9 protein-coding genes are annotated in these 13,440 nt (G+C 71.8%); 5 read left to right on the plus strand and 4 right to left on the minus strand.

Annotation, left to right across the window (positions count from 1 at the left end; genetic code table 11):
- Positions 1-7 precede the first annotated feature (7 nt).
- The gene (locus tag AFM16_RS03440) at positions 8-4,297 is read right to left on the minus strand and encodes a LamG-like jellyroll fold domain-containing protein (protein ID WP_245177626.1); all 4,290 of its coding nucleotides are present in this window, start codon (positions 4,295-4,297) and stop codon (positions 8-10) included.
- Positions 4,298-4,379: 82 nt separating this feature from the next.
- Complete coding sequence (locus tag AFM16_RS03445) at positions 4,380-5,558, minus strand: acyl-CoA dehydrogenase family protein (RefSeq protein ID WP_078632281.1); 1,179 nt, start codon at positions 5,556-5,558, stop codon at positions 4,380-4,382.
- A gap of 122 nt (positions 5,559-5,680) precedes the next feature.
- Between AFM16_RS03445 and AFM16_RS03450 the strand changes: the two genes are divergently transcribed.
- Positions 5,681-7,657 (plus strand): PE-PGRS family protein, encoded by a 1,977-nt coding sequence (locus tag AFM16_RS03450; RefSeq protein WP_107419244.1) that lies wholly within the window; start codon positions 5,681-5,683, stop codon positions 7,655-7,657.
- A 99-nt stretch (positions 7,658-7,756) separates the two neighbouring features.
- Positions 7,757-8,320 carry a histidine phosphatase family protein gene (locus tag AFM16_RS03455; RefSeq protein ID WP_078632285.1) on the plus strand — a complete coding sequence of 188 codons (564 nt, stop codon included), beginning with the start codon at positions 7,757-7,759 and terminating at the stop codon, positions 8,318-8,320.
- A 20-nt stretch (positions 8,321-8,340) separates the two neighbouring features.
- On the opposite strand, the gene AFM16_RS03460 is transcribed toward AFM16_RS03455, so the two are convergent.
- Positions 8,341-8,733 carry a four-helix bundle copper-binding protein gene (locus tag AFM16_RS03460; RefSeq protein WP_078632286.1) on the minus strand — a complete coding sequence of 131 codons (393 nt, stop codon included), beginning with the start codon at positions 8,731-8,733 and terminating at the stop codon, positions 8,341-8,343.
- 117 nt (positions 8,734-8,850) lie between these two features.
- Between AFM16_RS03460 and AFM16_RS03465 the strand changes: the two genes are divergently transcribed.
- The 3 genes from AFM16_RS03465 to AFM16_RS38390 all read left to right on the plus strand — a co-directional run bounded on the left by AFM16_RS03465 (position 8,851) and on the right by AFM16_RS38390 (position 12,194).
- Positions 8,851-9,216, plus strand: coding sequence for a DUF6479 family protein (locus AFM16_RS03465; RefSeq protein WP_078632288.1), 366 nt, complete (start codon positions 8,851-8,853; stop codon positions 9,214-9,216).
- Between the two features lie 92 nt (positions 9,217-9,308).
- Positions 9,309-10,136: a polyphosphate kinase 2 gene (ppk2, locus tag AFM16_RS03470; RefSeq protein ID WP_030787397.1), complete on the plus strand. Its 828-nt coding sequence runs from the start codon at positions 9,309-9,311 to the stop codon at positions 10,134-10,136.
- A gap of 93 nt (positions 10,137-10,229) precedes the next feature.
- Positions 10,230-12,194 carry a PAS domain S-box protein gene (locus tag AFM16_RS38390; RefSeq protein WP_245177627.1) on the plus strand — a complete coding sequence of 655 codons (1,965 nt, stop codon included), beginning with the start codon at positions 10,230-10,232 and terminating at the stop codon, positions 12,192-12,194.
- Between the two features lie 27 nt (positions 12,195-12,221).
- Here AFM16_RS38390 and AFM16_RS03485 read toward each other — a convergent pair whose 3' ends face one another.
- The gene (locus AFM16_RS03485) at positions 12,222-13,199 is read right to left on the minus strand and encodes an ATP-grasp domain-containing protein (protein ID WP_078632290.1); all 978 of its coding nucleotides are present in this window, start codon (positions 13,197-13,199) and stop codon (positions 12,222-12,224) included.
- Positions 13,200-13,440: the final 241 nt, after the last annotated feature.

The raw sequence follows: 13,440 nt of genomic DNA on the forward strand, positions 1-13,440 counted from the left end.
GGCGGCGTCAGACGACGCCCGGCACCTCGGTCGGCAGGTCGAACCACGTGGAGGCGAGCTTGTTGACCTGTTCGTCGGTCAGCGCGCCCTGGAAGGTCCATACGTCGTCGACCAGCCCCGGGAAGTACTCCCCGTAGCCGGAGCCCGACTTGGCGCGGCCGACCTGGAAGGACTTCGCCGCCTTGAAGGCGAGCGCGTTCTCCGCCCACGACACCCGCTGCGCGCAGGCGTTCTCGTCGGCCTCACCGTCGCCGTCGCCGTCACCGCAGGAGACCACTTGGAGCGTGCCGTTGACGTACAGGCTCGCCTGCTTGGCGAAGCCGTCGTACACCACGGCAAGGTGGTTCCACTGCCGCGCGTCGACGAACTCGCTGTTCTCCACACGGACCACGGCCGCGTCAGAGCCGTCCTTGTCGGCCACCGTCAGCTCCCAGTGGCCGAGGCCCTCCGGGTTCTTGGCGTCCGGGACGAACCGCACGGCGAAGGCGCTTTGGGAGGCGCCCTCGGCGCTGAGCAGCGTGACCCCGCTCTTCGGCAGGGCCGCGGCCTGCGCCCAGGCGGTCACCGTGTAGCTGGCGCCGGTGTCGACGGGGACGGCCGTGACAGCCGCGTGGTCGTCGACGCCGTCCAGCTCCAGGCTGCCGGAGTCGATGAAGGCGGTGTCCGACTTCTTCGCGCCGCCGCTCAGCGTGAGCGCGCCACCGCCGGCCACCGCGTTCGGGGTGGTGACGGGAGCGGCCGTGGTGGCCTCCTCGAAGTTCCAGCGGCTCTTGACCAGCGGACGCTGCTGGAAGATTTGGCGCACCTCGTCGTCGGCCACCGGCCGGTCGAAGAGGCGGACGTCGTCGATGCTTCCGGGGAAGTGGTCGACGCTCTTGCCGTTCCAGAGAGCCCGCCCGATCTGGAGCGGCCCCTGGGCCTCCCAGGTCTTCGGCGCGGTGTCGGTGCCCTGGAGCCGCCCGTTGACGTACAGGCGGATCTGCTGGGCGGTCGCGTCGTGGACGGCCACCAGGTGGGCCCACTCACCCGGCCGCGCGGGCTGGGTGCCCCGCACCGCCTGCTCGGAGACATTGCCCGTCTGGACGTCCTCCAGCGAGGTACGCAGGCTCCAGGTCTTGGGCGTCGCCTCGTACGACAGATAGAACGGACTGTTGTAAGTGCCGTTCTGGCTGACCACGGTGCGGTTACCGGTGGCCCCCGCGTCGAGTTTGGCCCAGGCGGAGACTGTGTAGGAACCGGCGGTGTTCAGCACCGGGCGGTCCGTGGCCGCGTATCCGGTGGTGCCGTTCAGGGTCAGGGCCTTGCCCGCGACCCCGCTCGCGCCGGCGGTCGTGCCGCCGTACAGGGTGAGCGGCTGCTCGGGGGCCATGCCCACGGTCTCGGTGGCCGTGGCCTGCTCGTCGAGCGGAAAGACCGCACGGGCCGGGCGGCCGCCGGTCGGTTCCTGGTCCTGATGGAGCCGCGCCGCCTCGCCTGCGCTCAGGGCGCGGTCGAAGATCCTCAGCTCGTCGATCGTTCCGGGGAAGAACGCCTTGGCCGTGCCGTTGTAGCTGCCCGCGCCGATCCGCAGGCCCCGGCGGGCCTCCCATGCGGTGGCGTACGCGGTGGAGCCGGTGAGCTTTCCGTTGAGGTACAGCCGAAGCTGCTTGGCCTTGGCGTCGTACACCCCGACCAGGTGGGTCCACTCACCCGCCTTGGCGTCGCCGGGAGCGGCAGCCATGGCGCGGGCGATGGAGGCGTCGGCCTTGTCAGCGGTGTACTGATTGAACACCCAGCGGTTGTAGTGCTGCGAGTAGTACAGCTCGAAGCCCGGCGCGTGATTGCCCGGTTGGGCGGCGATGATGGCCGCCTGCGCCGGCATCCGGTCCAGCCGGGCCCAGGCCGCGACGGAGAAGCTGTCCGAGGTGTCGACCACCGTGAGGTCGGAGTCGGCGTACCCGGACGTGCCGTCGACGTGCAGGGCGGTGCCCTTGCGGCCCTCGGCGCCAAGAGCGGCGCCGCCCTGGAGGCGTACGGTCCTGGGGGCCGTCGTACCGGCGGCCGTGGTGGCGCCGACGGGATCATCGAGCCGCCAGGCGGCCCGCTCGGGCTGGCCCGCCTTGACCCGGAACTGGTAGGTGCGGATCTCGGAGCCGTTGCCCGCCTGGTCGAACGCCTGGGCGGTGACGAAGTTCAGGCCCGGCCTGGCCGGCAGCACCTGTACGGTCTTGGCGGCGCCGCCGGTCGTAGTGACCTGCGGGGACGCGGACGGGTCGGTGTTGAACCCGTAGCGGTAGCGCACCACGTCCGACTCGGGCGAGTCGAGGGCGAACGCACCGTACTGACCGACCCCGTCGTACCACGGGTCCTGCGGGTCCTCCGGATCGGAGGCCGGGTAGTGGCCCGAGGAGACCGAGGGCGCCTTGGGAACGCTGGTGTCGTAGACGAGGTAACAGCCCGTCGGGGTGCCCGCGTGCGACCACGGGGAGTACTGGGCCCCGTCGTACGAGCGGACGGACCAACTCACCGTCTTGTTCTTGGGGATCGACGACGGCAGCGTGATCGAGAAACCGGAGCCCGACTTCTTGTACGACGTCCGGGCCGACTTCCAGCGGGACGCCCAGCCCTTGCCGTCACCGGCGTCCCACGCCGCCTCGAACTCGACCGCGATGTTGTCGCCGTCCGGGTCGGTGATGTTGTTGGCATAGACCTTGCCCAGGGTGCGCACCCGGGGCGGGCTCGTCTTGCAGACTCCGCCGTACTCCATGGTGAGCTGCGACATCTTCACCTGTCCCGGCGGGCGGTTGTACTTCACCCGCAGGAACGCCTTGTCCGAGAACCGCTTCCAGGCGTACCGGTCGCTCTCGCTGCCGGCGCGCAGTCCGAACGTCATCGTCGGCAGTTTGGCGTTCGCGGCCTCCTGGACCGCGGCCTTCACATCGAACTCGGCGTCCTTGGCGGCACAGCCGCTGAAGCCGTGCGCGAAGGACGACGAGCGCAGGTGCTTGATCCAGAACCCGGAGGCGTTCTGAGAGTTCCAGGTCGTCCGGTCGGAGATGTCCTTCGTCCGCCACAGCTCCACCTCGCGGTCGGAGCAGGAGGCGGACCAGGTGTTGCGGACCACGAACTCGGCGGACAGGATCGTCCGGCCCGCGTACGTGGAGGTGGGCACCCGGTAGAAGAGCCGCTTGGTGTCGTGCGGCGCGCAGTAGTCCCAGTTGCAGTAGCCCAGGCCCGCGTCGGACTTGCCGTTGAACTTCCACTGCGGCGACGACTCCCAGTACTTGGAGGCCATCGTCCACGCGGTGGCGCGCGGCGAGTACCACTGCGGGTCGATGAACACCGGGTACGTGGTGCCCTTGCCCGTCAGTACGCCCTGATCGGGCTTGAGCACCAACTCGCTGCCCCCGGCGGCGAGTTCCACGCCGACCGGAGCGAGCTTGCCGGTCTCCCCGGGCCCGGCCTCGGTGCCGTCGGTGACCGCTCTGGCGGCCCGCGCTGGCAGAGCGGCGGTACGGCCCCGGAGGGCTGCCTTGTCGGCCGCTCCACCGGTTCCCGCACGGCTGGAGTCCCACATCAGCGGCTCCGGCGCCTCGAACACCGGGTTCCCGGCGCCCTTGTCGACCGCCGCGAGGCCACCGCCCGCGGTCTCCTTCACCTCCATGCCGTCCGCGGCGAGCTTAAGCCGCAGCTCTGCGAGCTTCGGGTCGGCGGCCGCCTCGGCGCTGCCCACGACGAGCAGTTGGGTGAAGCCGTCCTCCTGTGCGCCCATGCGCAGGTCGACGTCCGGCAAAACGTTTCGGTAGGTCGCCGTGGCGCCGTCCAGTTCGGGCACGGGCAGCGCGCCGGTCCAGGACAGCTCCAGTCGGCGGCCCGCTTTGTCCATGCGCACCAGTGGCGCGTCGGTACCGCCGTCGGAGAACTCCAGCCCGACGGTGGCCACTTTCGGCGCGACCGTGCCGTGGCCGGTGCGCGCCAGGTCCGTGTCGATCGGCTTCCACACGCCGTCGACCCGGGCCCGGACGGGACGCAGGTGCTCCCGTCTCTCCAGATCCCCTTCGGGGGTCACGAACACATCAGTGCTCTCACCGCGCATCGCGGTGATCTCCACACTTCGGCCGGTACGTACGGCCTGCTCCCGCGCCTGGTCCTCGGACAGCGGAACATCCCCGGAAGTGGTCTGATTCTTCCGGGTGTCCGTTGCGTCTGAGGCGACGGCCGCCGTCGCGGTGACGGGCAGCAGCCCGACCGCGAGAGCGGAACTGAGAGCGATCGCGATGGTTCCCCCGACGCCGCGCATACGCGCATGCGTCTGCATCTTCACATTCCCCCGCATCATGAAAAACGTATGAAGTTGTTGTGGTCATGGGCAACTTAACATGATCTCTACCGTCGGGTAACTAGCGCCGTACCCGTGGCATCCCCAGGCCGATCCAGGAGATGATCTCGCGCTGGATCTCGTTGTTGCCGCCGCCGAAGGTGAAGATGACGGCGGAGCGGTAGCCGCGTTCGAGTTCGCCGTGGAGGACGGCACCGGGGGAGCCTTCCTGGAGGGTGCCCGGGGTGGCGACGATCTCCAGGAGCCAGGCGTAGGCGTCGCGGCGGGCCTCGGAGCCGTAGACCTTGACGGCGGAGGCGTCCTGGGGAGTGAGGGTGCCGTCCTGGAGGGCGCCGACCATCCGCCAGTTGAGGAGTTTGAGGGCGTCCAGGCGGACGTGGGTCTGGGCGAGCCGGCGGCGTACCCAGGGGAGGTCGATGACGCGGCGGCCGTCGGCGAGTTTGGTCTCGGCGGCCCAGCGCTGGACGTCGTGCAGGGCGCGGATCGCCATGGTGCCGTGGGCGGCGAGGGTGACGCGCTCGTGGTTGAGCTGGTTGGTGATCAGCCGCCAGCCCTGGTTCTCGGCGCCGACCCGGTGGGAGACGGGGACGCGGACGTTCTCGTAGTAGCTGGCGGTGGTGTCGTGGGAGGCGAGGGTGCGGATGACCGTGCAGGAGTAGCCGGGGTCGGTGGTCGGGACGAGGAGCATGGTGATGCCCTTGTGCGGGGGTGCCGTCGGGTCGGTGCGCACGGCGAGCCAGACCCAGTCGGCGGTGTCGCCGTTGGTGGTCCAGATCTTCTGGCCGTTGACGACGTACTCGTCGCCCTCGCGGACGGCGCGGGTCTTCAGGGCGGCCAGGTCGGTGCCCGCGTCGGGTTCGCTGTAGCCGATGGCGAAGTCGATCTCGCCGGCGAGGATCTTCGGCAGGAACCGCGCCTTCTGTTCCTCGGTGCCGTACCGCATGATCGTCGGGCCGACGGTGTTCAGGGCCATCAGGGGCAGCGGTACGCCCGCCTGGGCGGCCTCGTCGAAGAAGACGAACTGCTCGGTCGGGGTCAGGCCGCGCCCGCCGTACTCCGTGGGCCAGCCGACGCCGAGCCAGCCGTCGGCGCCCAGGCGGCGGATCGTGGCGCGGTAGAAGCGTTTCGCGCCGACCGGGTCGGCGTGCCGGGCGTAAGCGTTGTCCGGCACCAACTCGGCGAAGTAGGCGCGCAGTTCGGCGCGCAGCCGCTGCTGCTCGGGCGTGTGGTCGAGGTGCACGGCGCCTCCTGGCTTCCCAAGGCCGGTGTCCTGACGGCGCACACCGTAGAACGTGTTCCAGAAATTGGGAATGGTGCCGGGCCTTTCGGAGGGCGTCCAGGGGGACAGGGAGGATGGTGTTCATGACCGGAGACGAACTGAAGGCGCTGCTGGGGCGGGCGGGGCTGGTGGCCGCCGAGCACTGGCGGGCCGAGGAGGTGCTGCCGGCCCGGGCCGCCTGGCGCCGGATCACCGCGGCCGCCGCCCACGCTCCCACGCCGGCCGTCCGTGCGGACCGGCCCGCCGAGATCGACGCCTGCTGGCATCAACTGGCGCTCGCGCATGGCCTGTTCGATGCGGACGGCGTGTTCCTGATCGATGTCGAGGGCGACCGTCCCGCGGGCCGGCCGCGGAGTTGGACCCGCGTGCGGCTCGGCCCCGGCTGGGGTCTTGCCCGCGTGCTCGCCGAACGGGCGGGCCCGCAGCCGGAGTTCGTCACGATGCCGGTCGGCGGGGATCTCGTGCTGGGCGTGACGGCGGCGGGCGGCGGCGAGGTGCGGATCACGGTCGTCGACCGGCTCGCGGACCGCGTCGAGGCGGACGCGCGGGCGGCGGCCGAGGAGACCCCGGACCAGCGGGCGACGGCGTGGGAGTCACTGTTCGAGGAGCCGCCGCCCTCGCCGCGGCTGCGCGCGCTGTGGGCGAACGGGCTCGGCGGGAATCCGGCCGCCCCCGACGGCCTGCGCATCTCCCTCCTGGAGAGGTCGGACTATCTTTCGTACCTGCCGCAGCCGCCGGCGGTCGTCGCGGCCGCGCTGGCCCATGAGAGCTGGGCGGTACGAGGGGCCATGGCCGAGTACCAGCGCGGCCTCACCGGTGAGCAGCGGGCCCGGCAGATCCTGGCCGAGGACGATCCCAAGCGTCGTGCGGAGCTGGTGCTGCTGGCCGCCGGGCGCCGCGGGGCGGAGCTGCCCGCCGCTGTGCCGGAGCGGCTTGCCGCTGATGCCTCGCCCCTGGTCCGGGAGCAGGTACCCGGTCTGGCCGGACTGCCCGGCGCCCTGCTGGCGGCTCTGGCCACCGACCCCGACGCCCGCGTCCGGGCGGCGGCCTGCGGGCCCGCGTGGCCGCATCTGGACGAGGAGGCGCGGAGGAGCCTGCTGGAGGACCCCGACGGCGCGGTCCGGGCGGCGGCCCTGCTGCGCCATCACGAGGACCGTCCGATGCCCCGGTCCGTGTTTGAGGCGGAACGGTTCACGGTCGACGCCGTGGCGAACTGCCGGCTGGAGCGGGACCTCGCCGAGTGGCTGGCGGACACCCGGCCGGAGCAGCGCCGCGTCCTCGCCGGCAATCCGCGTCTCCACCGCGAGCTGGTCCTCCGGCTCGGCGCCGACCCGGAGCCCCTCGTGCGTCTCCAGGCATCCGTCCACCCCGTCCTCACCGAGGAGGAACGCGCGGGCATCGACTTCCCGCGCGACCTCATCCGCAGGGGCCTCGACTGGGTGGAGGACCTGCGCGACGACCCGGACGCGCTGCGCCGGCTGGCCGCCTCCGCGCACCCCGTCGTCCGGAGCGCCGTCGCCCGCGTCGGACGGCTCCCGGCGGACGTGGTCGAGCTGCTGGCACGGGACGAGGACCGGGTCGTACGCCTCTTCCTCGCCGAGTCCTGCGAGGACGCGCCCGCCGAGATGCTGCTGTCGGTCTGGCGCTGGTGGACCGGCAGCTTCAGCCACCCCGACGTGCCGCACGGCCACCGCAACTTCCCCCGCCGCGATCTGCTCCGCTACGCCGACGACCCCAGCCCCCGGATGCGCCGGCTGGCGCTGGACGACCCGGACTCCACGGCCGAGCTGGTCGAACGGTTCGGCCGGGACCCGGCCGAGGAGGTCAGACGCCGGGCCGCGAGCGACCCCCGGCTCTCGGCCGCCTCGGCGGTACGGCTGCTCAGCGATCCCCACAAGGGCGTACGGTACGAGGCCGCCCGGCATCCCCGGCTGCCCGCGCGGACCTTGGCCGACCTGCTGCGGGACCCCGAGAGCGCACAGGAGGCGGCTCGGCATCCCGGGATTCCGGTGGCGGTGATGTGGCGGATGGCGGCGACACCGGAGCGCGTTCCGCGATGACACGCTGATCACCTCCGCGTCTGAAGAACGGGCCCGATGGTCACCCACCAGCGCCCGGCCCGCAGCGAACGGCAGCCCCGACGCCGAAGGAAGCTCCCCATGACCACCAGACTCACCCTGATCACCCCCGCTCTCACCACCCCGGCCCCCGAAACCCGCTTCGGCGACGACTCCCCGCTCGACGCCGCCGGACTCCGCCAGGCCAGGGCAGCCGCAGACGCGGTGCCGGCCGTCGAGCGGGCCTGGTGCTCGCCGACCGTGCGCTGCCGGGAGACGGCCGCCGCCCTCGGGATCGACGCCGTGGACGCGCCCGAGCTGGCGGCGCTGGACGCCGGCCGGTGGACGGGCGAGGCGCTGTCGGTCGTAGGGGCGCGGGAGCCGGAGGCTCTCGGTGCGTGGCTCGCGGACCCGGAGGCGGCACCGCACGGCGGGGAGTCGGTGCGGGCGGTGTGCGACCGCGTGGCCACCTGGCTGGAGGCGGCGGCCCGGGACGCGGGGCGGGCCCTCGTGGTCGCCGAGCCCGAGGTGGTCCGGGCGGCCGTGGTGCACGCGCTGGGCGCCCCCGAGTCGGCGTTCTGGCGCACGGACGTGGTCCCACTGACGGCGGTGGAACTCAGCGGGCGATCGGGGCGGTGGAACGTACGGGTGGGGCGACCGCTGTAGCCGACGGGGCGGTACGGCGCTCAGGCCAAGCTCACCATGAAGTCCGCGCACGCCCGGGCACAAGCCCGGCACGCCGTCGCCGTCTCCTCGGCGCCCGCGTGCCCGTCGAGGGCGTGGGCCGTCTCCAGGCAGATCGTCCGGCACCACTCCAGTTGGACGCGTAGGGCCGCCTCGCTCATCTGGTGGTCCTCGGACAGCGCGCGGCAGGTCGCGTCGCAGACCTCCGCGCACAGGATGCCCTTGCGTCGCAGGTGTTCATGGTTGGAGGAGCCGTCCGGATCCACGAGGCCCGCGCGCAGCGCACACGCATGCGCGCACTCGGTGCACGCCAGTGCGCAGCCGAAGCGGTCCTCCAGGAACCGGAACAGCTCTTGCGGGGAAGCCTGGGCGGTCCCGGACGTCGTAGGAGTCATCCCTTGCGGGTAGCCGCCGCCCGTCCCGCGAAACCAGCGCTGCGCAGCGCCCCGCGCACGCTGAGCAACATGACCCAAAGTACGGTTTATGCACCTTTACCGGGGTATTCAGCCGATATGACTACCGCAAGTGCCCAGCTCGCCGCCCCGAGCGGCCTGCTCAGCCTCATGCTGTTCGTGGTCGGCATCGCGGTCATCGCCCTGCTGGCCGGTGGCTTCTGGATGGGTTCGCGCATCAAGCAGCGCGAGTCGCCGAGGCCACGGCCCGAGGAGCAGCCGCAGATGCCGCCCGGCGGCCCCGTGCACGAGATCCGTGAGAACCGTGAGCCGGACGAGGTGCCCGTCACTCCCAAGGGCGGCCGTCCCCTCACTCCCTATGAACTGTCCAACATGCAGACCAAGCCCAGCGCCTCGAAGGACCGCCCGCGCTGGAGCAAGGGCAGCAGCGGCTCCTTCGGCGGAGGCGGACTGGGCGCCCACTGAGCACCCACTGAAAGCTGGGCGCCCACTGAAAGCCGCGTGATCACGTACCGTGGCACTGCTCGGATCGACACGTCGACGAGGGGTGCGAACGGATGGCCAAGGACGGCACGAAGACCAAGGACGCCAAGACGAAGGCACGCGTACCCCGCGCCGCCTACGAGGCCGAACTGCTGCGGCTCCAGACCGAGTTGGTCAAGCTCCAGGAGTGGGTGCGTGCCGAGAACGCGCGGCTCGTCGTCGTCTTCGAGGGGCGTGACGCCGCCGGCAAGGGCGGCACGATCAAGCGGGTCGCCGAGCATCTCAACCCCCGCGTCGCCCGGATCGCCGCGCTGCCCAAGCCCACCGAGCGCCAGCGCACCCAGTGGTACTTCCAGCGGTACGTGGAGCATCTCCCGGCCGCCGGGGAGATCGTGCTGTTCGACCGCTCCTGGTACAACCGGGCCGGTGTCGAGCATGTGATGGGCTTCTGCACCAAGCAGGAGTACCAGCTCTTCCTGCGCCAGTGCCCGGTCTTCGAGCGGATGCTGATCGACGACGGCATCCTGCTGCGCAAGTACTGGTTCTCGGTGAGCGACACCGAGCAGCAGGCCCGGTTCCGCAAGCGGCTCGACGATCCGCTGCGCCGCTGGAAACTGTCGCCGATGGACCTGGAGTCCCTCAGCCGCTGGGAGGCGTACTCCCGGGCCAAGGACGAGATGATGGTGCACACCGATCTTCCCGAGTCGCCCTGGAACATCGTGGAGAGCGACGACAAGCGGCGGGCCCGGCTGAACATGATCGCCCATCTGCTGGACTCGGTGCCCTACCACGACGTGCCGCCGCAGGTGCTGGAGCTGCCCGAGCGCCCGGAGTCCACCGGCTACCTGCGCACCCCGCGAGAACTGCAGAACTACGTTCCGGATCACGCGGCGAGCCTGTGAACGGGCGTTCAGGATCGTAAGTGAACGGACAGTAAACGACTTCACGAGCGGAGGCGACCGAAAAGCGCTGAGATGGCCTGAACCGTCGCGCAGATGAGGTGGAAGATGGCCGACGTGATGCAGGCAGATCCGGCGCGGTACGCGAGCAGCGTGGAGCAGAAACGGTGCGCCTGTGGCGTACCCGAGGACGCGCGGGCGCCGGCCGGGGCCGAGGAGCGGTTCCGGGGTCTGCTGGAGGCGGCTCCGGACGCCATGGTCATCGTGGACGACACCGGCGTCATACGTCTGGTCAACGCCCAGACGGAGGCGCTGTTCGGCTACGGCCGTGAGGAACTCCTCGGCCGCCCGGTCGAGTTGCTCATCCCGCACCGCTTCCGCGACCAGCACACCGGGCACCGGGGCGGCTACACGGCCAACCGGCAGGTGCGTCCCATGGGCGCCGGTCTGGAGCTGCACGGGCTGCGCAAGAACGGCGAGGAGTTCCCCGTCGAGATCAGCCTCAGCCCGCTGGAGACGGCGGACGGGCTACTGGTGTCGGCGGCCGTGCGCAACGTCAGCGACCGCAAGGCGGCCGAGGCCAGGATCAACGAACTGGCCGCGCTGGTGGAGTCGTCGCAGGACGCGATCCTCGCCAAGACCCTCGACGGGTACATCACCTACTGGAACGCGGCGGCGCAGCGCCTGTACGGCTACACGGCCGAGGAGGTCATCGGCCGGCACGTCTCGCTGCTGGCCCCGCAGGAGCTGCGCGGCGAGATCCGCGCCCTGCTGCGGCGGCTGCGGCACGGCGAGAAGGTCGAGCACTTCGAGACGTTACGGCTGACCAGCACCGGCGATCTGCTGGACGTGGACGTGACGCTGTGGCCGACCCGGGACACGCGCGGCACCGTCGTCGGGGCGTGCGCGATCGTGCGGGACATCAGCGACCGCAAGCGCGCGGAGGCCGAACTGACCGCGCTGTACGAGCAGCAGCGGCACATCGCGCTGACCCTCCAGCGCAGTCTGATGGGCACGCCGCCCGCCCTGCCGGGCCTGGCCACCGCCAGCCGCTACCGGCCGGCCACGCAGGGCGCCGGGGTGGGCGGCGACTGGTTCGACCTGATACCGCTGGGCGCCGACCGGGTGGGCGTGCTGATCGGCGATGTGATGGGCCGCGGCCTCGAAGCCGCGGCCGTCATGGGCCAGTTGCGGTCGGCGGCGCACGCGCTGGCGAAGACCGGGATGCAGCCGCGTCAGCTCATGCGGGCGCTGGACCGCTGCGTCGCCGATCTCGACGTCCCCGATCAACTCGTCACCTGCTGCTATCTGGTGATCGCGCCGGACACCGGCACCGTCACGGTCTGTTCGGCGGGCCATCTGCCGGTGCTGATCGCCGGGACCGGCGGCGTCAGCGCCCTGCCGTGCCCGGTGAACGCGCCCCTCGGGGTGGGCGACGTGCTGTACGAGGAGTCCAGTTCGGAGATAGCGCCGGGCGCCACGCTGGTGCTCTACACGGACGGTCTGGTGGAGACGCCGGGCAGCGACATCGAGTTCCGGATCGACGAACTCTCCCTCCTTCTGGACGAGTTCTTCTCCGGGACGCCGTCCCTGGAGGACGCGGCGGACCATGTGCTGGCCGGTCTGCTGCCGGACCCCGAGAGCCACAACGACGACGTCACGCTGCTGTTCGCGCAGCTCCCGGCGCCTCCGCTGGCCGCCGTCAGCACCGCGCTGCCGGCCGTCCCGGCTTCGGTGCGGGAAGGGCGGGCCTTTCTGCACAAGGCGCTCGACTCGTGGACCTGCGCCGGCATCGCCGGTGACGCGCTCCTGCTGCTGTCGGAGACGCTGACCAACGCCGTCCAGCACGCCGAGGGCCCGCTCGGGCTGCATGTGCACCGCACGGCCACCGATCTCACCGTCGAAGTCAGCGACCGCAGCCCGCAGTTGCCCCAGCCGCGCCTGGCCGGCCAGGACGAGGAGTCCGGCCGGGGTCTGATCCTGGTCCGTGCCCTCGCCGCCGGGTGGGGGGTCCGGCCGACGGACGAGGGCAAGACGACCTGGTTCACGCTGCGGCTGTAGAGCGCCCGCCCCGCCGTTGCCACGTCGCTACGCCGAGGCGGTGAGCCCCCGGGGCGAGCCGCCGCCGGCCAGGTCGAAGGCGTCCAGATGCGCCTGGACGTACGGCACGGCCACCTTCGCCACCTCCACCGCGCCGTCCACGAACGCGGGCTGCACATTGACCTCGAAGACCACCCCGCCGTTCTCGGGCGCGAGGTCCACGCCCGCGAAGGGCAGTCCGACCGACGCGGTGGCGGCGACGGCCAGTTCGGCGAGGCGGGGCGGCAGGTCGGCGGGGTCGATGTGGACGGGGGTGGCGCCCCGGCAGGTGTTGCACGGGGTGTCGGGCTCGGGCTGGAGGTGCTCGCGGGCGTGCACGACCTGCTCGCCGAGCACGAACACCCGGAACTGGTGGCGCAGTCCGTCGGGGGTGACGTTTCCCGCGTCGCGCGACAGCATCCAGTCGGTGCCGTGCCCGGCGTAGTAGGCGGTGGCCTCCGCGAGCTGCCCGGGGGTGGTGACATGGAAGGTGTCGTCGCCGCCGGTGCCGACGACGGGCCGCGCCCAGGTGTCGCCGCCGAGCCGCTCGAACGCCTCGGCGGCCTCCGCCAGGGCGGGGTCCGACAGGACGACGGTCTCCATCTGGGCGACGCCGTCGCGCTCGAAGCGGGCCACGGTGAGGTTCTTCTCCGTCGCCGTCCGCCATGCCTCCGGACCGGCGGCGAGGGTCACCACGTCGTGGCTCTCCAGGAGTTCCTGGAAGGCGGCGAGATCCCGCCTGCGGTGCGGCGGGATCTCGTAGAGCAGGACGACGTCGGGGACGAAGTCCAGCCGCTCCTCGGGGACTTGGAGGCGTAAGCGGCCGCCGTCCGGGGCGCAGCGGCCGGAGCCGCCGGTCGCGAAGTGCCGGGAGTCGACCCGGACGGGCGGGGCTCCGGTGAGCAGTTCCACGGCCTCGGCGAGGTACTCCCGGCACCCCTCGGGCGAGCTGGGATCGGCGATCAGGGCGATGTTCGGTCGGGACACAGCGGCCTCCAGTGGCTGTCGACGCACGCTCGTGCCGCGGGCCGGCCGGCACGTGGTCCGAGCGGGATCACGGATGGTGCCTGTCGCGCGGGGGGCCTCGCGTCCGTCCCCGCACCGGCGGCCGCGGGGATACGCGGCCCGTCCCGGGTCCGCGGGACGGCTGCCGGGCCGGGGACGGCCGGTGGCCCTAAGGGGCCCCGCGGGTTACGCGTCGCGGGGCGGCCACTGTAGGCACCGGGCG

The organism is Streptomyces antibioticus (genome assembly GCF_002019855.1).
GTDB lineage: Bacteria > Actinomycetota > Actinomycetes > Streptomycetales > Streptomycetaceae > Streptomyces > Streptomyces antibioticus_B.

Excerpts from the sequence above, each read along its gene's own strand:
- ppk2 (WP_030787397.1), top strand. The coding sequence starts at position 9,309 with ATGGCCAAGGACGGCACGAAGACCAAGGACGCCAAGACGAAGGCACGC.
- AFM16_RS03440 (WP_245177626.1), bottom strand. The coding sequence starts at position 4,297 with ATGCAGACGCATGCGCGTATGCGCGGCGTCGGGGGAACCATCGCGATC.
- AFM16_RS03460 (WP_078632286.1), bottom strand. The coding sequence starts at position 8,733 with ATGACTCCTACGACGTCCGGGACCGCCCAGGCTTCCCCGCAAGAGCTG.
- AFM16_RS03450 (WP_107419244.1), top strand. The coding sequence starts at position 5,681 with ATGACCGGAGACGAACTGAAGGCGCTGCTGGGGCGGGCGGGGCTGGTG.
- AFM16_RS38390 (WP_245177627.1), top strand. The coding sequence starts at position 10,230 with ATGAGGTGGAAGATGGCCGACGTGATGCAGGCAGATCCGGCGCGGTAC.
- AFM16_RS03465 (WP_078632288.1), top strand. The coding sequence starts at position 8,851 with ATGACTACCGCAAGTGCCCAGCTCGCCGCCCCGAGCGGCCTGCTCAGC.
- AFM16_RS03455 (WP_078632285.1), top strand. The coding sequence starts at position 7,757 with ATGACCACCAGACTCACCCTGATCACCCCCGCTCTCACCACCCCGGCC.